The 20,363-nt window shown below is 44.3% G+C and carries 12 protein-coding genes; 3 read left to right on the top strand and 9 right to left on the bottom strand.

The window, feature by feature from the left end:
- Together EO132_RS17005 and EO132_RS17000 are read right to left on the bottom strand one after the other, a co-directional pair.
- Window positions 1-3,414: Ig-like domain-containing protein (locus EO132_RS17005; RefSeq protein ID WP_127139014.1), on the bottom strand; the 3,414-nt coding region annotated here is incomplete at its 3' end.
- 33 nt (window positions 3,415-3,447) lie between these two features.
- A complete protein-coding gene (locus EO132_RS17000) occupies window positions 3,448-3,984 on the bottom strand; it encodes a DUF4347 domain-containing protein (RefSeq protein WP_127139013.1) in 537 nt (178 codons plus the stop codon).
- A 520-nt stretch (window positions 3,985-4,504) separates the two neighbouring features.
- On the opposite strand from EO132_RS17000, the gene EO132_RS16995 reads away from it, so the two are divergent.
- Window positions 4,505-5,449 carry a TerC family protein gene (locus tag EO132_RS16995; RefSeq protein ID WP_127139012.1) on the top strand — a complete coding sequence of 315 codons (945 nt, stop codon included), beginning with the start codon at window positions 4,505-4,507 and terminating at the stop codon, window positions 5,447-5,449.
- A 39-nt stretch (window positions 5,450-5,488) separates the two neighbouring features.
- Here the strand turns inward: EO132_RS16995 and EO132_RS16990 are convergent, their stop codons facing one another.
- From EO132_RS16990 to EO132_RS16960, 7 genes are all read right to left on the bottom strand, one after another.
- Window positions 5,489-6,085, bottom strand: coding sequence for a Crp/Fnr family transcriptional regulator (locus EO132_RS16990; RefSeq protein WP_127139011.1), 597 nt, complete (start codon window positions 6,083-6,085; stop codon window positions 5,489-5,491).
- A 189-nt stretch (window positions 6,086-6,274) separates the two neighbouring features.
- A complete protein-coding gene (locus EO132_RS16985; protein ID WP_127139010.1) occupies window positions 6,275-8,587 on the bottom strand; it encodes a glycoside hydrolase family 3 protein in 2,313 nt (770 codons plus the stop codon).
- 149 nt (window positions 8,588-8,736) lie between these two features.
- Entirely contained in the window at window positions 8,737-10,224 is a 1,488-nt protein-coding gene (locus tag EO132_RS16980) for a DUF1593 domain-containing protein (protein WP_127139009.1), read from the bottom strand.
- Between the two features lie 8 nt (window positions 10,225-10,232).
- Complete coding sequence (locus EO132_RS16975; RefSeq protein ID WP_235856497.1) at window positions 10,233-11,618, bottom strand: Gfo/Idh/MocA family protein; 1,386 nt, start codon at window positions 11,616-11,618, stop codon at window positions 10,233-10,235.
- A complete protein-coding gene (locus EO132_RS16970; protein WP_127139008.1) occupies window positions 11,606-12,199 on the bottom strand; it encodes a gluconate 2-dehydrogenase subunit 3 family protein in 594 nt (197 codons plus the stop codon). Before EO132_RS16970 ends, EO132_RS16975 begins: the two co-directional genes overlap by 13 nt.
- Before the next feature lie 2 nt (window positions 12,200-12,201).
- Entirely contained in the window at window positions 12,202-13,908 is a 1,707-nt protein-coding gene (locus EO132_RS16965) for a GMC oxidoreductase (protein WP_127139007.1), read from the bottom strand.
- A gap of 70 nt (window positions 13,909-13,978) precedes the next feature.
- Window positions 13,979-14,695, bottom strand: a complete 717-nt coding sequence (locus EO132_RS16960) for an NUDIX hydrolase (RefSeq protein WP_127139006.1) — start codon at window positions 14,693-14,695, stop codon at window positions 13,979-13,981.
- Window positions 14,696-15,253: 558 nt separating this feature from the next.
- Between EO132_RS16960 and EO132_RS16955 the strand changes: the two genes are divergently transcribed.
- Both EO132_RS16955 and EO132_RS16950 read left to right on the top strand, forming a co-directional pair.
- Window positions 15,254-18,460 carry a SusC/RagA family TonB-linked outer membrane protein gene (locus tag EO132_RS16955; RefSeq protein WP_127139005.1) on the top strand — a complete coding sequence of 1,069 codons (3,207 nt, stop codon included), beginning with the start codon at window positions 15,254-15,256 and terminating at the stop codon, window positions 18,458-18,460.
- A gap of 4 nt (window positions 18,461-18,464) precedes the next feature.
- Window positions 18,465-20,189, top strand: coding sequence for a RagB/SusD family nutrient uptake outer membrane protein (locus tag EO132_RS16950; protein ID WP_127139004.1), 1,725 nt, complete (start codon window positions 18,465-18,467; stop codon window positions 20,187-20,189).
- Window positions 20,190-20,363: the final 174 nt, after the last annotated feature.

The following is a 20,363-nucleotide window of genomic DNA, read 5'->3' as shown; positions in this document are numbered from 1 at the left end:
CTCGGAATCATCCTTGGGGAATGCATCCTCTGAATCGGGTGTGCCATCATTGTCATCATCCTCGTCGGCATTGTCCCCGGTTCCGTCACCATCGGTATCGGTATCTTCGGAAGGGTCCAATGGGAAATCATCTTCATCGTCCGGAGTACCGTCCCCATCATCGTCCTCATCATCTTCATTGGGTATACCATCACCATCTGTATCTTGGGCAGCATTGATACCCGCGGTGTGCGTAGTTGAGCTCAAGGCATCATCCCCATCCTTTACTTTGAAGGAGAAGGAGGTATAGTCATCCCCGTATCCACCATTTGCCGTAGTAAAGACAAGTTGGGTTACGTCATCGATCATATCATTTGCTTGAACCGGGGAACCGTTGTATGTCAAAGTACCCTCCGTTGGAAGTGTGGTTACTTGGATACCATTGAATGTATCTCCCGCATCATCATCGGAGAAGGTAAAGTCAGTCGTTTTGAAGGTGTATCCCGCATCTTGAATTACTTCGAGGGTAACATCCCCACCTTCAGGCGCGTCGTTCACATTGGTAATGTTCAATGTGGCCGTAACGGTTTCCGAAAAGGAAACGGCATCCTCAAAATTATAGGTAAAGCTATCCGTTGCTGATTCATCGCCATTATGCTCATAACTGAACGTACCATCTGCGTTAAAGGTAAATGAGCTTGCGTTGGATGGGTTGGTAATGATGTGATAGATCCTTTCATCATCATCCACTTCAATATCGTTGGTGGATACATCCTCATTCAAAGTGGCGTTTTCATCCAAAGTGAAGGAGTCCGCTACTGCTGTTGGGGTATCGTCCACAGCGGTAATGGACAAGGTAAGTGTTGCGGTTACTTTAGTTCCTGCATCATCCAATTCATAGATGACGGCATCACTTCCATATGCATTCGCATTCGGGGTGTAAACTATCTTATTGTTTTCATCCACCACAGCGGAACCTTTGGCTCCTTGGGTAATGATACTTACCGTTGGTGTATTATTGGTGTCGTACACATCATTGTACAGCACATCAATGGGGTCGGACTCGGTATCCTCGTCCAAAACAGCCAAATCATTCTTGGCACCGACTACCAAGGCAAGGTCAAAGGGACCAAAGGAAGCCGTTCCCGTATTTCCAGCGTTGTCCTTCGCCTCTGCATGGATGTACCATCCTGTACCACCACTGGAAAATGAAGTGGTTTTGGATTGACTGTTGCTCCAAGAGGACCATAGGTTACTATCTGTTGCAGGCGGATTGCTGTCTTGAATCAATACATAACGTTGCACGTCAAATCCACTGCCGTCGTTTTCATCTTGGAAGGTCAACAGAATATTGGTGTCCGTATCAATAGATCCGCTATTCGGTGTGGCCGACAAGCTGGGTTCAGTGGTATCGTGGGTAATGGTCAATGTTCGGAAGAACGGCTCTGACCAAACCCCTGTACTGGTCTGTACCCGTAGGCTAATGATATAATCTGCCGTTAAATTGTTGTAAGCGGAGAAATCCGTCATTTCCATGGTGGAGTTATGGATTTCAGTATCCGTTGGATTTCCTTCGCTATCATATACTCTTTGCGTCACAATCCATTCCTCATTGGAAAGTGTTCTTCCATAAGGGTCGATGGAGTTGTTCTCTATCGTGATGTCCATAGAACCAGAATAAGTAAAGAGAGCATCCGGTTGAATATTGAACTGAGCGACAGGTAGGTCTTCGCTGGTTGATGAACTACTACTATCCACTAGGATGTAGGCACTCGATGGGCTACTCCATACTCCTTGATGGTCCTGTACGTTCAGCATGACCAAATACTCTCCGTCAGAAACGGAATTCTTATCGAACATTCCCGTAGTCCAGCCTGCAGTGGATGCGGCATCTACAGGTTTCCATTTCCATTCGGTCTGGGCAATACCATTGTTGGCGCCGCCATCCAAATCGTAAGAGGTATCGTTGAACACCCCCGTGTCCGAACTATAGGAGAAACTTGCTACTGGTTTCCTATGGAAATACAGGGTAGTGGGGGAGGTGGGAAGATCTTCGAAGGTAAAGGAATATTTACCAGGTTTTTCGTAGAATTCCGGTACGTCCTCCAAATAAAGATCGTTCCAGGAAACCCTTCCCTGATTATTGGGGAAGAAGGTTTCATCATGTGTTATTTTCCATCTACCGCTCGGGTAATTTGCATTGGCGGTACTGGTTTTCATTTCGGAAGGATCAACAGCTATTTCAACGCTGGTCCCTGCAATAAAGTAATCACCTTCGGTCACGGTAAGAAACTGGTATTGCTCATAGATATATTGGGCAATATCGTCCATCCAGGTCGACCAACTTCCCATATCCCTGTTTACGAAGGTTCCCTTGTCGTTGTTTTGCTCCACAAAGCGCTCGAACTGGGACTTGTTGGCGTTCAATCCCCATCCGATATAGTGGATGTCCTCGTTGATGGTACGCATCAGTATTTCGGCCAGGTCTTGGTCGTTGTCAAAATCGGCAACTTCTTGATCATCAAGGTTCACATTGAATCGCATGGCACTATTTCTCCATTGTGGCTCCCTAAGTACGTCTTTGAACTTTTTAAGGCTCAAGGAGGTCACTTCTATGTTTTTAAATGTCGCGTAGGGCTGACTGTTGGAAAAGAATCCATAACTGCCACCAATCTCGGAAGGAGCTGTAAAATCAATCAACAGGTTATCGTCCAACCAAATTTTGGCCCTGTTGCCCTTTACCTCCAATTTTAGGTGATACCATTGGTTTGGGGTAAAGATTACTGAGCCGCCTGACACTAATCCTTGAATATAGTGCTGGGGATTGGAGCTTCCATCACTTTTGGTAATCTGGTATAGACCTGTTGCAAAACCATCCCCGGGGATAAATTCATTGGTGTTGAAACCTCTGACTTGTCCCGAAAGGTTGAACAGGTAGGCACCTATCGGCGAGTTTGGAATACCAAAGTTGATACCCATGTCATCATTATCGGAATTGGTTGTTCTAAAGTCCACTTCCATGGTATAGTTGGATGAATCGAAAACAGGATCGTAAAAACCGGCCAATTTATCGTTGTTGACCCGTCTGATGACCTTGTCGGCATCCACAAACTCCCAGGTCTCTGGGTTATAGCCCCAACGGGTCCAATTGTTGAAGATTGCCGCCGCATCCTCTGAATTGGAGGAGATGGTAGTCCGTTCAAAACCCTGTACATAGAGTTTGTCAGCGGGAATACCCTTGCTTTCCAAGGCCGCTCCAAGGTCCTCTTCGAATGTATCTATATTTTCATCGGTAATACCTACCGTCAGCACCACATCAATATTGGGTCCTTGCTGTACTTCCATGTTTACCGATTGGCCGAACATGGATCCCCATCCCAGACCAAAAAACAATATGGCGATGAAATAGGAATTCTGAAGGTTGATCTTCTTCATTTTGGTCAAATTTGTATTTGGATATTGGTTATGTTAATCGAAAATGGTCTTGGTAGTGCTCAAGGGCCTTATGGAAAAATCAAAGGCGAGTTCCTCACCCATATCGTCACAGTTTGAGCTGGAGGCCACATTGAATCCTGTTCCAGAAGCAATGTTTTCAAGGAGGGACCTACCTTCAGGGCTCTTGGCCAATGTACAGGAGTACACAAAAACGGTAATGTTTTGGTCTGTTTGAAAATCTTCTTGGTTCAATTGTTGTCCTATGGCTTCGGCCGAGTAGGAACTCCCACCTAGATTGATGGATGCCTCTGCCGATGGAGCAAAAAGATGAATGCTTTTTAGGTTGGGATTATCGGCGATCGCATGCTTTAGATTTTGGGCCAGGGTAGTGGATGTTTCGGCTTCTATCAGTGTTACATTTACTGGTAAGGAAGCAATGAGTCCACCCTTGTTCGGGAAATCGGAATCAACAATCACGACATCATCGGTCTGGGCTATAGAGACTCCTAAGCTCAACGAAAAGAAGAGTAGGAAGCTCAGTACGGTTCTTTGGTTAAAAATGGTTTTCATTTGTGAATTTAGTTTAGGTTTTAATTGATTTTAATGTTGTTGAAAAAAGGCATGGGAATGTCAGGCCGCTTAGCTGCAGCTTTTTTTTCGTAGCCTTGGATTTAGCTTTGCTAAATCAGGTCACCAATAATTGCGTGAGAATTTTTTTGGGTCGGGAAACGTATTTTTATGTCATATTACAACGAAACTGATTTTATTTTTTTGAGAGGATTTTCTAATGTTTTTCCTACAATTCAAATCCAAAACTGTACAACTTTTCTTATTTGTCAGTTAGGAAACGCCATGTGTTCTTTTCTTATTTCAAAAAATCAATCGCAAAATTGACAAATATCAATTTGAGGTTATTTTCTTACAGTTTGTGAAAGTATATCGTCCTGATTTTCGATGTTTTACTGCTTTTGGTACTTCTACTTTTTTATTCAAGATAATCAAATGGAAAAGCGACTTACGGGGGCAGTTTTAATATAATTTTTAAGCTTTAGGTGCGCAGCTTTGCTTATTTTAGAACTTTATTTTGCCTATGACCGTTTGGATTTTTTTTCTGGCAGGGATTCTGTTCTTTTTGGCCTTGGACCTTGGTGTCTTTAATAAGAACCCGCATGTCATCAGTGTAAGGGAGGCTTCCTTGTGGACAGGCGTATGGATTACCTTGTCCTTGATTTTTTCAGGGGTCATCTATTGGCTGTACAGCTCTGGGAATATTGATAATGTGGATAATCTGGAGCCTATGGATGCCACGGTAAAATACATTACGGGCTACCTGATAGAACTTTCCCTGAGCATTGACAATATCTTTGTCATCGCTGTGATTTTCACTTCTTTCCAGATACCGCAAAAGTATCAGCACCGTGTATTGTTCTGGGGTATTTTAGGGGCGATCGTATTTCGGGCCTTAATGATATTTTTTGGTGTGGCCTTGATAAAAAAGTTCACTTTTACCACATACATTTTTGGAGCCTTTTTGATATTTACCGCCATCCGAATGTTGGTTTCCAAGCAAAAACCCTTCAACCCCAAAGAGTCTTTTGTGTATCGTAATCTAAGAAAGATAATGCCCATTACCTCACATATGGATGGACAGAAGTTTTTTATCAAATTACGTCACATTACGGCTGCAACGCCATTGTTCATTGCTTTGGTCATCATTGAGTTTTCCGACGTACTTTTCGCACTGGATAGTGTTCCGGCTATTTTGGCCATAACGTCCGATCCTTTTTTGGTGTTCAGCTCCAACATTTTTGCCATTTTGGGACTACGGTCCATGTATTTCTTCTTGGCGCATATGATCAATAAGTTCCATCACCTTAAATATAGCTTGGTGGCCATCCTGAGTTTTGTTGGACTTAAATTGATTTTGGCCCACCACATCGAATTTCCTGAATGGATTTCACTTGGATTTATCGGGTTGGCTTTGGGTGCAGGAATTTTGACTTCCTTAATCAAGAAAAAAGTAGTGGAAAATTAATGGCTAACCTCACTTGACTAGGTTGAACAATAACTAGTTTTAATCTAGTTCTTTCATAAGTCTGGAGAGGGTTTCCGGTCGCATGGCCAAAAATGAAGCCAAGTATTTTTTTGGAATTCTGTCCACGAACATGGGTTTACTGTACGCTATGAAGTAGTCCAAGCGTTTACGGGCATTGGGTATCCTGGCCAAATATACCCGGTGCTCGGCCAATATGTAGTAATCCTCCAAGAGTATTCGGTTGATCTGCCGCATTTCTGGAAAATGGTTCAGACAGTATTTGTAGTCGTCGTATTCCAGATAGTCGCAATACGTTTTTTCCAGGCTTTGAATGTATTCTTGGCTCTCTTGGTTCCTGAAAAAACCAGTGATGGAAGTGAAAACTTCATTCTCTGAGTCTATCCAAGTGGTTATTTCCGAGGAATCACTTAAAAAATACCCGCGTACCATTCCTTTTTTGACAAGGTATAAGCGATTGCAAACTTCTCCAGCTTTACTGATGATTTCGTTTTTTTCAAAAGAACAGCTTTTGATATGGTCAATGAGATAGTTTTTTAAACTTGTACTTAATGGATAAATGGAGTTGAGAAATAAAATGATGTACAGGTTCTTTCCAGTGGCATCTTTAGAGGACATGTAGTAGTTAGTTTGGTTTTTTGTTGATGTTTGGCGGTACAAAAATAATATATTGCAGCCCAATTGGATTTTTGATGGGTCAAAATAACAGAACTGTTCTGAATTGTTTTATGACGTACATCATGTGTCCACCAAAAAGATTCCTGGAATTTCAGGGACCTTTTTTGTATCTACCTTATCAAATGGAAACTATTTATACTCTTTGGTTCTATTATCATCAATTGCGCCGTTCCAATTGAGCCCAAAGGCAAAATCATAACTATTTCCATCAGCATCAGTATAAGGTATCATATCCCTTGGTACATCCTCAAATTGTTCTTCGACTGTTACCATATCGTTTGGCATTTGAAATGGTAACAATGCAGATGGTTCCACTTGACCCGAGACAATGTCCATTAGGGCCTGATCTTGGACGCCCATGTGTGCCAAAATAGCATCGGCGGCAGGTTCGATTTCTGCAAAAACCATGGGTTTGGCAACGTTTACGATAACCACCACAGGTTTATTGCCCATTTTTCGTTTCGTATCCGTTACCAGGGCCATATCGGCAATGTTGACGGCGGTCGTTGTCTTTCCTTTGTAAGAACGATTGCTCACACCTGATTCCAAGGGGCTTCCCGCAGCAATGCTCTCCTCTCGTGCGTTGGTTGCCGTGTAGGTACCATATTGTAAACTGATGGGTACATAACCATTGCCCCCTTTTTCGTTATCGGCAATATCGTAACCAACCCCACCATTGGGACTTTCGATACCGACCATGGCAAAATCCGCTTCGTTGGGATTGTCCACGACCTCAAAATATTTAGCGACTACTTCCATGTTGAACGGGTGTTCGGTACGTTCTTGCGTGGCCACACCGAACCAGTTGACCGTAGGGGCAACATAGCGCTGTGGCACATAAACTTTTTTCTTCGCGTCCATGGGAAGTGTTTTGGCATTGTTCTTTAGCATCACTATGGATTTAAGCTGGGCATTGTAACCAGCTTCCATAAAGTCAGCCTTGCCCACGATTTCTTCCGTTTGGGCCACATCTAAATAGGGGTTTTCAAAAAGTCCCGTTCTAAATATGTTTTTGAGCAACCTGACCGCAGAGGTTTCAAAACGTTCTCGCATATAAGCTTCCCCATGTTCTTCAACGCCCATTTGATAGGCTTCGATGACAGGGCCCATATCATTGTTGCCCCCAAATTGATCACAACCTGCTTCAATGATCTTGTAGTGCCTTTCCGCCACGCTCAAGGTTTCAACACCCCAAGGTTTCCCCCTGAACTCGTAGACGTTCGGTGCGTCTCCGGTAATTCCCCAATCGGTGCACACCACGCCGTCATAACCGTATTTACCACGCAATAGGTCGGTAATCAAGTATTTATTATAGGCATTCCCCACGTTTTCCCCGTTTTTTGTATCCTGATTAAAGGAAATGGTATAGTAGGGCATTACGGCTGTGGCCATTTCAGTGGGGCCTTCCAAATCAAATGCTCCTTCGGTAAATGGTTTTAAATGGTCCTCAAGGTTTTTTCCTGGGTAAACAGCGTAGGATCCATAACCAAAGTGACCATCACGACCTCCTTCTTCGGGACCTCCTCCTGGCCAGTGTTTAACCATGGCGTTTACACTTTGGTTGCCCCAATCACCGTTTTCAGAAGCTTGGAAGCCTTCAACGTAGGCCCTGGCCATATCTGCAGCCAGTTTAGGGTCTTCGCCCATGGTGCCGTCAAAGCGGGACCATCGCGGCTCCGTGGCCAAATCTATTTGAGGGGATAGTGCTGTGGCAATACCCAATGCCCGATATTCTTGGGAAGCAATTTCCCCGAACTGTTGCATTAAATCAGGGTCGAAGCTGGCGGCAATTCCCAAGGTACTGGGCCACATGGAGATTTTACCACCCGCGCCTGCATTGAACTCAGCATAAGAGTCGCTTCCATGCCTTGGGTCGGAACTGGTATTGATGGGAATCCCCAGTCCAATACCCTCGACCATGGCCTGTGCATTGTTGTTCCACTGTGCGGATATGCCGGGGGACTCCACACTGGTAATCAATACATGGCGTAGATTGTCCTCCAAGAGAAACTTTTTTTGCGCATCCGAAAGATCGCTCGGTTTGGCCCCACTTTCCTTGTAGGGTTTGCCGTTGTAGGTAACCGCTCCAAAAAAGCTGTTGCCACCCCCTGGGATGGATTGATGGGCACTGTAGAGCATTAGGCCCGCAATTTGTTCCACACTCATTTTCGATGCAAGGTCATTCGCTCTTTCACCAGCGGTGAGCCGCCAATCCTCGTAGGGGTCCAAGGTACCATTCTTGTTCAGGTCCTTGAATGCCAAACGGTCAACGGTCAGAATGGAAACCTCTGAATCAGGGCTATACCCGAGGGTTCCCCCATTTTCGTTATGTACAAGATTGAAACCGTCCTTGTTTTCTTCTGTGAATTTGGGGCTACAGCCTATAAATAGAGTCACTAGGACCAGAGCACCCCATCGGAGGTTTTTTTTAAAAGTTTGCATGTTGTTGTTTAGTTTTTAATGTGCTGAAAAAGAATGCTTAAAGTTAGTTTAGCCTATCGATATTAAAAAATGATCTGTATCATGGGGAAACCTAATGTACGCAAAGCAGCGTACTTGACTTTTTTGAACCGACCAACATTTGGAAGGTATCAATGTATGGTCACAATAATCCTCTGATATCTTGTGAGAGCAGGGAAACCAGTGTCCGTACCTTCAATGATCACATGAAATTCCTCTCCTGCTTTAGCTGTTTCTGGGATTTCGATATTGACCTCATTTGCTTCAATAGTAAATTTTGCCTCACCATCTCCCGCTTCAGGATAAGACCAAGCCTTGAAATACACCGGATGATTATCCACATCTTCATAAGATACTTTCATGGAAATAACCTCCCCGGCAATTGCTTGTATGGAATTACCTTCATCCACCTTGATCTTTGGAGGATGATTGGCGGCTTCAAAGGGTTTGATACACCAATCGGCTCGGGCAGCAAAATCGAGTTGCATGGGCTTGATCCAACGTGTCTGGGGATAACTTTTGTCCATTTCCCCAGTTTCTGGATTCAAGTCAGCGGCAGCATCGCCATCTTCATAGCGATAGGGGTTCTCCTTGGATTGTTCAAAACGACCGCTCCAACCACCTCTGGAAGGATTCTCGTAATTGTCCAATCCCACATCCACTAGATGTAGAAAAGCCGGGGAATCCCCTTCAGAAATAAAATCATATTTGGAAAAACTGCCACGTTCGGTCTGGGCGATCTTCGAAATATCCCCTTCAAAATGATTGGGGTCTCCCTCTTGTTTTTGTCCATCCCCGTAGGAATAATAATTCTTTAGCAATGGGCCATGACCGTTGATGATGTTCGGGCCCATGAAACTGCCCTCCAAAAAAGGTTGCTGGCTTTTGGGAACTACGCGTTTCCACGGGTATGCAAAGCACCAAAACTGATTGGCATTGTAAAATACCCGAATGTTCGGCCAATTGGGGCCAATATACTTTTTATAGGTAGCATCTTGGTCCATTATGGTATAAATGATGGCCTTTTTGGAGACTTTCTCCTTGATTTCCTTCCAATTTTCACGGTTCGAATAATCTTCTTCAATGGATTTCAATGCCCGTGCGATGGTATTGGTGCCGCCCCAGGCCTGAAGAAAGATTTCCCGAGGGTCGTCGTCCAATAATTTTTGGGCGATCCACTTGGATCCTTCGGTACGTTTGTCCATTTCCCCTTCAAAATCGATGTTGCCCACTTTTACCAAGGCTAAAAGTGCTTCGGCGGAGGGGTAATTTTCATCGTGCAACAATAAATTGGGGTGCACCTTGGCATAGTCGGCCAGCAATTCCTGCATCCAAGTTGTTCCGGGCCATCTGAGTTCGCTTCGTTCCCCATAGATATTCCGCGTCATCTCCATTTCCGAGACCATGGTGGTCCCTTTGTCATCTCCCTTCCAGTGCCACATGGAACTGGAATAGATCAAGCCTTCGGTGTCAAATTCATTGGTGTACAACAAAAAACGTAAAAAAGTATCCACGTCATCAATTTCGCCATCCGTGGTGACTATGGTTCGTTTATTTTCTTGGGCAAAACTTGAGCTGACCAGTACTAACAGGGATATGATGAGGCTGATTCTTTTCATGGGAAAGTTTATAAAATGGATTCGGACGGATGCTGCCATGGTCCGCGGTATTGTTTTTTCAATAGTTCGGTGGCCTGGTTATCATCAACAATGATTTGTTGCTGAGGATCGTAGACCAAAGGCCGCTCCAATCCCATGGAGAGGTTGGCCATGATACAGCTGGCCGTGGAAATATGCCCTTGCTCCACATCGGCAACGGGAAGACCGTCCTGTTCTATGGCTCCTAATAAATCCAACATATGGGCCCTTGTTGCAGGTGCGGTATGGAGTTCGATGCCATCTTCTTTTAGATCCTCGGGATATTTTTCCCGCTCGTACACCACGTCTTTTTTTATGGTTTTACCTTCTCCGTTGGGTATGAATTCGTATTGGTGCACACTGCCCTTGAAAGTACCTTTGTCCCCATAGATAAAGAAGGCCCATGGATACTCAGGGTCTGTCGGTGTGCCCCAACTGCGGTGCTGCCAGATACAATTGAGCTCATCGAATTCAAAAACGGCGGTCTGCGTATCCGAGGTATTGGCTATGGAATCCTTTTGTACGTAAATCCCACCTGTGGAACTCACTTTTTTGGGCCACCCGAGCCCAAGCATCCAACGTACGGCATCCAACATATGAACGCACATATCGCCGACGATCCCATTGCCGTATTCCATAAAGGCGCGCCAGCTTCTATGCGGTAGACCGATGTAGGGCCTTAAGGGCGCTGGCCCTGACCAAAAATCATAATCAAAATGGTCGGGTACCTGTTGAACGGGAGGATTGGCGTTCCATCGCATATGATAGTAACAGCACATTTCTACATGTGAGATATTTCCCAATAGCCCTGCATCTATGATGTTCTTTTTTCCCTCGACCAAATGGGGTGTGCTTCTCCTTTGTGTACCCACTTGTACTTTTTTACCCAATTTCCTTGCCGTAGCTAGTATGGCTTCTCCCTCCAAAACATCTAGACTGATGGGTTTTTGAAGGTAGAGGTGTGCACCCGATTCCATAGCTTCAATGGCCTGCAAGGCGTGCCAATGATCGGGAGATCCAATCAGTACGATATCAAGGTCCTTTTCGGCCAGCATTTTGCGATAATCGCGGTACAATCGTGGCTTTTTGCCCGATTGCTGGCGTTGGGCAACGAGGCTTGCAGCCTCTTCCAAATGTTTTTGGTCCACATCACAAAGTGAAACCACTTCCACCTGTGCAACTTGTATCAATTTGAAGAGATCACTTTTGCCGTACCATCCGCAACCGATAAGGCCCACTCTCCATTTTTTTTGTGAATAGGCAAGCTCCAATCCATAAGCACCAAAGGATGATAATGCCAAGGCAGCGGCAGAACTGGTCAAAAACTTTCTTCGGTTGATGTAAAAATGCTTCGGTTCCATAATTACAGGCTCCATTTATTGCCCACATCGCTCAATGGAATACAGCCGTGATAGGCTCCTGGAATGGGGTCGTAGCTCAATACGCTTTTACCGATTTCTTCAGAGCTAAAATAACCCCATAGTGCTGTTGATTTAAGACTACGATAAAATCCTACGGGTTCTGGGGTCCCTACGGTGGTTCCCCAAACGCCGCTTCCGAATTGACCTGAACTTTCCTCGGCTTTTTCCAAGACCTTGATTTGGTCCGATTCGGAAAGATTGACAAAGGAATCACCAAATTCAGAGATACAATCGGCATTGAATTGCGCTATTTCGTTTTTGACATACTCCTGTCCATCCGCATCGTACAATTTAGCATATACCTTATCGATGAACATATCCACTTTGACATCCAGTGCTCCAGGTGTTTCCGTTCTTGGTAAGATCATGTCCACGACCTTGGATACGAATGAGGCTTCATCCATTGTCAAAAACAAGGGTTGCCAATCGACCCGTGTTTCGTTTTTACAGGATTGTAACAAGGATAATAGGGAAGGGCCTGCAACAGCTGCTGCTGCCATACTCCCCGTGAATTTTAATGCTTTTCTGCGGTCCATGATCAAATGTTGAATTTTTTTAGTTCTTCCACGGCATGATTGGCCGCTCTCGCGGTCAGGGCCATGTAGGTAAGTGACGGATTTACACAGGAATTGGAGGTCATGCAGGCTCCATCGGTAACGAATACATTGCTGGCGCCGTGTACCTGATTGGTCCCGTTTAAAACGGAGGTTTTTGGGTCTCGTCCCATACGGGCCGTGCCCATTTCATGAACGCCATATCCTGGTTCATGTTCATTATCAAACCCTATGACGTCTTTTAAACCTGCTTTTTCCAACATTTCCACGGCATCTTCTTGAATCTGTTTGTTTTGGGCCAATTCGTTTTCCTTGTATTCACAATCAATGGATAGGGTGGGTTGTCCCCATTTGTCGGTTACCTCTTTGTTGAGATAGACCTTGTTGTCATGATAGGGCAGACACTCGGCGAACCCGGTAATGAAGAATTCCCAAGGTCCCGGTTTCATGATGCTATCTTTGTACTCCCCGCCAAAAGCTTTGCGGTTGGCCGCTTCGCTATTGCCCATACGATAGCCACTTCCTTGAAAGCCAAAACCGCGCAAGAACTTATCCGATTTTGAATTCTCGTCAATATTCCAATACCGGGGAATATAAATACCATTGGGCCGGCGACCACTGTAATACTTGTCCTCAAATCCATCAACCTTGCCGAAGGCTCCCACCCGATAGGTATGGTCCATCAAATTATGGCCCAACTCGCCGCTATCGTTGCCCATGCCCTCGGGGAATCGGTTGGAAGTTGAGTTTAGCAAGATTTGCGTAGTGCTGAGCGTAGAGGCATTACAAAACACAATTTTGGATTTGAACTCGATATCTTCATTGGTTTCCGCATCGATGATACGAACCCCGGATGCTTTGCCCGTTGCTTCATCGTACATTATGGACTGTACAATGGAATAGGGCCTAAAGGTTAGATTCCCGGTCGCATTCGCTACGGGAAGGGTTACGGCATTACTGCTAAAGTAAGCGCCGTAGGGGCATCCGCGGCTACATCGATTACGGTATTGGCATTGCCCTCTTCCATTCAACGGTTCGGTCAAATGGGCAACACGGCCGATGATCATATGTCTTCCGGGAAAGTCTCGTTCGATACGTTTTTTGATGTGTTTTTCCACACAGTTCAGTTCCATAGGGGGGAGGAAGTGACTGTCCGGGAGTTGGGGCAGCCCAAGGGCCTCCCCACTGATACCTGCAAATTTCTCGACGTAGGTATACCAAGGTTCCAGGTCCTTGTACCTGATGGGCCAATCCACGCCGTGGCCATCCTCGGCATTGGCCTCAAAATCCATTTCGCTCCATCGATAGGTCTGTTTTCCCCACAATAGGGAACGGCCCCCCATTTGGTGCCCACGAATCCAAAGGAATGGTTTCACTTCGGTATAGGGATTTTCCTCATCGTTGGCATAAAAATGCTCCGTATCCTGTCCAATAAAACCGGAACGGATGGCTTTATAATGTTTTTTTTGTTGTTCGGGTGTCAGTCCGCCGCGAAGTTCCATATCCCATGGGTCTAGATTGGCGGTAGTGTAATCCTTGGGATGCTCCACAACCGGGCCTCTTTCCAGAACAAGGGTTTTCAGTCCTTTTTCACAGAGCTCTTTTGCAGCCCAGCCCCCGCTGATTCCAGAGCCGATTACGATGGCATCGTAGGTGCGCTTGGGGTCGGCATCAATATTAAAATTTGGCATTTTGGTATTTGGTTTAGGTTTTAAAGGTTGTAATTATTTGCCAATTTCCTGTAGTGGTCTTGTTATAATTTTATGACTTCTTAGGTTTTTCCTTATCAAAACTGTAGAGATAAGGTGCTTTGTTCGCTGCGCCTGTATACAATTTTTCATGTCGTTTTAAAATGTCCATTCCGAGTATTTTACGCTGGAAGGTGGTGCGGCGCAATTTTTTGTTCAATATGGTCTCGTATACCTTTCGCAGCTCCTTCATGGTAAACTTTTCCGGTAAGAGATTCGTTCCAAAAAGTTTAGTTCCCAAATCGTTCTTTATGGCTTCCAAGGCTTTGTTCACGATTTCCTCATGGTCCATCATCAATGGGGGCAGATTATTGATACTGTACCAATTGATGGAATCGGAAAATTTGTTGGGCGTTGGTTTTACCAGATTGTAGTTGATCAAGGAATAGTAGCCGATAGTAATGAATCTATCCAGAACCCAATGATTCTCTGGCATCTCGTAACCTAGCCCCTTGGCTATTTGCTTTGAGGGCTCGGGATTCGATCGGTTGAGTTTCCCAAAGGTGTGAAATTGTTCTAAATGAATCTTTTTCAAACCTGTACGCTTCATTACTCCTTTCTTGGCCGCATCGAGTAAGTTTTCATCTCGCCGAATATAGCCTCCGGGAAGAGCAAACAATCCTGAGTTTTGGTATTCAAGAATTAAAATTTTCAGTTCCTCGCCCGTAAATCCAAAGATTACAGTATCATAGGAAACGTTGGTTAGGTATTTATCTTCTGAAGGCAACATATTGTAAACATCGCAAAAATTACATCAAAAAAATGTAAAAATATAAAAATAAGGGGTTTATTGTAGCAGATTGATACAATAAGGCGGATTGAATAGGAAACATTTGATTTTGTTCCGGCTTAGTTGAAAGTATGTCAAACCTACTTCTTTGAGATGCTTTTTGAAAGCAGGAGATCGTGTTGTTTCCGTTTGGAAATACTCGTGCCATAAATCCAATCATTTCATGTTGATTTATCCTACAATACGAGACTTTCTTATAATTGGCAACTTGACTATAATTCACGATTAAATGTAACAGCGATGCTGTATTTTGTTGTTTTTTTTCTTTTGACAAATCGAATTGATCACCACCTGAAAATCCACAACCCGCACTGGGCCTACTAAAATTAACGTTTTCTTAGCATTGCCATATTGATATTTTGAAAGGATCAAATTTATCATTTTCAATATTTACTGTTAAAATATTGCCAATTATAAAATTTTACCTATTATTGTTCCTGATTGAGACAATATGCACGGTCTCAATCAAGGTATATAACTAAACTAAATAGACTATCTATGAATCGAAACAAAGTTCAGACTTTGGCGCGATTGACTGGATTCGTAAAAGTGATTCAGACTTTCGTTTTGTCAATGACAATGTTGTTTGCGGGTGGATTTGCAATGGCAGCAACCCCAGACTTGGATGAAGCTACTTCACCCCCTTACCAAATTACCATAACGGGTACTGTTGTGGATAATTTTGGAGCTCCGCTACCAGGTACCAACGTTATTGTAAAGGGTACTACCAATGGTACACAAACGGATTTTGATGGTAATTACTCCATCACGGCTGCTTCCGATGCGACCTTGATTTTTTCCTATGTGGGTTTTAAGACCACGGAAATTCCGGTTAATGGGAACAGTACCATCGATGTTAGCTTGGAAGAAGATGCAGCGGCCTTGGATGAGGTGGTTGTAACAGGGTACGGTACCCAAACAAGAGGTGAATTAACAGGTTCCGTTGGAACTGTTGATGTGGCTGAAGCCACTAAGACACCTGTTGTGAATGCCGCTGAAGCCCTACAAGGACGGGTTTCCGGTGTTACGATAACCAATAACGGTTCTCCTGGTTCTTCGCCAGTGGTACGTGTTAGGGGTTTCGGTACGGGTAACAGTAACGATCCCCTTTATATTATTGATGGGGTTCAGACTGATGACCCGAGTATCCTGAATTCCATAAATTCAGCTGACATCCAGCAAATGAACGTGCTTAAGGATGGTGCTGCTGCCATCTATGGCGCCAGGGCTTCCAATGGTGTTGTGATCATTACAACCAAAAGTGGTGGTTACAATCTAGATACCGCAAAGGTCTCTCTGGATATGTACACAGGGTTTTCAACCCCAACCAATGTACCGGATTTGCTAAACGCCCAACAACTTGGGGAAGTGTTTTGGCAAAGTATGTTGAATGATGGGAACACACCTTCACACATTCAGTATGGTGATGGTCCAAGCCCAGTGGTTCCTTCAACAATACAAGGAAGCGTTCCTGTGACCATGAACGTTAGACCCAATGGAACAGATTGGTTGGATGAAATTTACAGAACCGCGATTGCACAAAATGCTTCCATTACATTGGAAAATGGTAATGAAAAATCAAAATTCCTTTTCTCTGCTGGATATTTGAACAGAGAAGGTATCCAAATACACACCGGATACAAAAGAGGAAGTGCAAGATTGAACTCCGAATTTAAAATCGGGGAAAGAATACGAATCGGAGAGCACGCCAACATCTCTTTTGACAGGCGAGCCGGTGGTCAATCCTGGTACAACTTTGCTACAAGGATGTCCCCATTGGTTCCTGTTTATGATGCGGAGGGCAACTTCGCTGGTAGTTACAGTAATGCCAACGGCCTTGCCAACCCAAACAACCCAGTGGCGGAAGCTACCAGGCAAAAGGATGACTTTCAGAAAACCTTCAGGGTGTTCGGGGATGTCTATGCCACATGGGATATTATAGACGGTTTGCAGTTGAAAACATCTTTGGGTGGTTCCATAAGAGCCTACAACGATAGACGTTTTAGGGCCTTGATTCCAGAATCCCCGGAACCACTTTCAACAAACACATTGACTGAGGCCGATCAAGATACTTACGAGTGGGTATGGACCAATACATTGAGCTATAACAAGACCTTTGGCGACCACAGCGTGAATGCACTTATAGGTATCGAAGCATTGGATAACCATGGTAAAGGAAAAGAGATTTCCAGAACGGATTATTTCTTTGAAACACCGGACTATTATTTGTTGAGCAATGGTGGTGGAGCCCCTAACGTGGCATATGCCTACGATAACTCCTCATCTTTGTTTTCTTTGTTCGGAACAGTTAATTACGATTATGACGGACGTTATTTGTTGACGGCAACCGTTCGTCGTGATGAATCCTCACGATTTGTAGGGGATAACAAGAGTGACGTATTCCCTTCATTCAGTGCTGGATGGGTGGTAAGCAACGAAGGTTTCTGGCCAGTGGACTCTTTTATGAGCCGATTGAAATTCAAAGGATCATGGGGTCAATTGGGTAACCAAACATTACCAGTGGACAACCCAACGGTAAACTTCTCCATCCTAAGTGAGCAATATGCAAACTATGCTTATACAGGTAGTAGTGCAGGTATAGTACAGGGAGCGATTCTATCAGCAGCAGGAAACCCTAATTTGAGATGGGAAACCAGTGAGACCACCAACTTTGGTGTGGAACTTGGGTTCTTTGACAATAAATTGAACCTTTCCGCGGAATACTTTGTCATGACGACCAAGGATTTGATCAATCAAGATGCCAGTCTGTACAGTTCAACAGCACTTGATGCCGCTCCACCTTATGTGAACCTAGGTTCCATTCGTAACAAGGGTGTGGATGCAACCTTGAGCTACAGGGACGAAACGGACTCTGGCTTTAGCTATGGAATAGATGTCAACGTCTCCAGTTACAAGAATGAGGTACTTGAATTGATCAGTGCTTTCCAAACAGGTTTTGGAGGCTTTAGAAACACAGGAACCGTTACAAGAACACAGGAAGGACATCCAATATCCTCTTTCTATGGTCAAGTGGTTGAAGGTATATTCTCATCCGAATCAGAAGTGGCCAATGCTGCAGATCAAGGGTTTGCAACAAATGCCGATGGTGTGGGAAGATTCAGGTATGCGGATTTGAACAATGATGGTGTGATCGATGATGACGATAGAACCTTTATCGGTTCTCCCCACCCTGATTTTACCTATGGTGTGAACTTGACAATGGCCTACAAAGGTTTTGATATGTCGGCGTTCTTCCAAGGTTCCCAAGGAAATGATATATTCAATAATGATAGGGTATATACCGATTTCCCAACCTTCCCGAATGGAAACAGGAGTGCAAGGGTGTTGGACTCTTGGACACCGGACAATACAGATGCTGAATTACCGGCATTGAGCTGGAGTATTTCCAACAATGAGAGTAACGCCAACTCTTTCTTCGTGGAAGATGGTTCCTATATGAGATTGAAGAACCTACAAATAGGATACACTTTTGATGAAAAAGTTTCCAGCTATTTGGGAATGGACAGTGTTCGTTTTTACCTTCAAGGTACCAACCTGTTCACTATTACCGATTACAAAGGTGTAGATCCTGAATTGCCTCCAAGATTTGTGAATGGAGCGATAGATAACCTGACCATAGGGGTTTCTGATAACAACTATCCGATTGCGTCAATTTATTCCTTCGGGGTTAATCTAAAATTTTAAAAAAATGAAAAAGAAGATATTATTTTCAACAATATTCGCGGGTCTATTGCTATGGGCCTGTAGTGAGGATTTTACAGAAAAGGCCGCCACGGGAAATATTCCCACTGAAGATTTGCAGACAGCCGTAGGTGTTAACTTGAAGCTGACGGCAGCATATTCAGCAATGGACGGTGAACGTGTGAACAGACAAGGTGAGCCCGTATCCGCTGGTGGGGACAACTGGTGGTCGGATGTAGCCTCGGATGATGCCCATAGGGGAAGTAACGATGGGGACAACGATTTCCTACGTCAAATTGAAATGTTGGAATGGCAGACCAGTAACCCCTGGTTTTTGGGAAGGTGGAGCGCTCTTTTTGGTGGCGTCAACCGTTGTAATGCCGTTCTTGATCTGATCAACCAAATTCCAGATGGGGATTTCACACAACAAGAAGGTGAAGCCCTTTTCCTAAGAGGATATTTCAATTTTGAACTTCAAAAGTTTTATGGTAATGTTCCCTTTATTTCTGTGGAGAATTTGGTGAACGAGGAGTTCAACCAACCCAATCCAGGTCCTATTTGGGCACAGATCGAGGCCGATTTAAGTGCAGCGATCCAAAACTTGGGGGATGAAATCGTAACAGGTAGGGCAAATGCCTGGGTGGCCAAAGCCTTTTTGGCCAAAGCCTATTTATATCAAGGTAAATATGCAGAGGCCTTGCCATTGTTCAACGATGTGATCAATAATGGTCCTTATGCTCTGAACGAAGAGTTCGTGAACAACTTTAACGCTGCTGGTGAGAATGGACCTGAATCCATGTTCGCCATTCAGTTTGCTTCTGATAATGGACGTTCTTTCAACGGAAACGGTGCGGGTACTTTGAACTTTCTAAATGGTGGACCATTGGGTACTTGTTGTGGTTTTTACCAGCCAACACAAGACTTGACCAATACCTACCAGACTGATGGTTCCGGATTACCATTATTGGACACCTATGCAGCAACCGATGTTGCCAGCGATTATGGAATCAACAGTGATGAGGCATTTGATCTACATACTGGTCCATTGGATCCAAGGATTGATTATACCATCGGTAGACGAGGAATCGATTACAATGGTTTTGGTCTCATGCCAGGAAAAGAATGGATACGGGCAAACTTTACGGATATCTCCGGACCCTACTTGACCAAAAAGAACATGTACCAAGCCTCTGAGGTCGGTGACAACCGAGGTATTGGTGGATGGGGATCTGACTGGTCCGGTATCAATTATAACATTATGCGTTTTGCCGATGTGTTGTTGATGGCCGCTGAAGCTGCTGTGGAGCAACCCAGTCCAAACCTTCCTATGGCCTTGGATTATGTGAACAGGGTTCGTAACAGAGCTAAGAACATGAGCTATGTGCAGGCCCTTGATGCCAATAATAACCCTATTCCTGATACGGATGCGGCCAATTACCAAATAGAGCCTTATGCATCTTTTCCAGATCAGGCCTTCGCCAGAAAAGCAATACGATTCGAACGTCGTTTGGAGCTTGGTTTGGAAGGACATAGATTGTTCGACCTAAGAAGGTGGGGTAATGCGGAAGAAACCATCAATACCTACATTGATAATGAAGGTGCGGATATCGATCAAGCCAATTACGCCAATAGATTTGGGGAATACGTATCTCCAAAACATGATTTGTTCCCGATTCCTATCAACGCAATCGATCAAAGTGGCGGTATCTTGGAACAGAATCCTGGATACTAATAATATGAGTAGTCTGAGTTAGTTTAATTTAATTCGAGTAGAGAGATAGGTTGTCAATTTTATTGGCAACCTATTTTAATTAGAGACACCTTCTATTAATAAAAAATTAATCTTTATTAGTCAAAAATTAATCGTCGGCCGTCCAAACGCAGTATTTGAATTTGTACATTTAAA

The organism is Flagellimonas oceanensis (assembly GCF_003992595.1).
GTDB lineage: Bacteria > Bacteroidota > Bacteroidia > Flavobacteriales > Flavobacteriaceae > Flagellimonas > Flagellimonas oceanensis.
Note: the sequence above shows the minus strand (reverse complement) of the source record. Positions and strands in the feature narration are given on the sequence as shown.

Coding starts and splice junctions, on each gene's coding strand:
- EO132_RS17000 (WP_127139013.1), bottom strand. CDS start 3,984: ATGAAAACCATTTTTAACCAAAGAACCGTACTGAGCTTCCTACTCTTC.
- EO132_RS16995 (WP_127139012.1), top strand. CDS start 4,505: ATGACCGTTTGGATTTTTTTTCTGGCAGGGATTCTGTTCTTTTTGGCC.
- EO132_RS16990 (WP_127139011.1), bottom strand. CDS start 6,085: ATGTCCTCTAAAGATGCCACTGGAAAGAACCTGTACATCATTTTATTT.
- EO132_RS16985 (WP_127139010.1), bottom strand. CDS start 8,587: ATGCAAACTTTTAAAAAAAACCTCCGATGGGGTGCTCTGGTCCTAGTG.
- EO132_RS16980 (WP_127139009.1), bottom strand. CDS start 10,224: ATGAAAAGAATCAGCCTCATCATATCCCTGTTAGTACTGGTCAGCTCA.
- EO132_RS16975 (WP_235856497.1), bottom strand. CDS start 11,618: ATGGAGCCTGTAATTATGGAACCGAAGCATTTTTACATCAACCGAAGA.
- EO132_RS16970 (WP_127139008.1), bottom strand. CDS start 12,199: ATGGACCGCAGAAAAGCATTAAAATTCACGGGGAGTATGGCAGCAGCA.
- EO132_RS16965 (WP_127139007.1), bottom strand. CDS start 13,908: ATGCCAAATTTTAATATTGATGCCGACCCCAAGCGCACCTACGATGCC.
- EO132_RS16960 (WP_127139006.1), bottom strand. CDS start 14,695: ATGTTGCCTTCAGAAGATAAATACCTAACCAACGTTTCCTATGATACT.
- EO132_RS16955 (WP_127139005.1), top strand. CDS start 15,254: ATGAATCGAAACAAAGTTCAGACTTTGGCGCGATTGACTGGATTCGTA.
- EO132_RS16950 (WP_127139004.1), top strand. CDS start 18,465: ATGAAAAAGAAGATATTATTTTCAACAATATTCGCGGGTCTATTGCTA.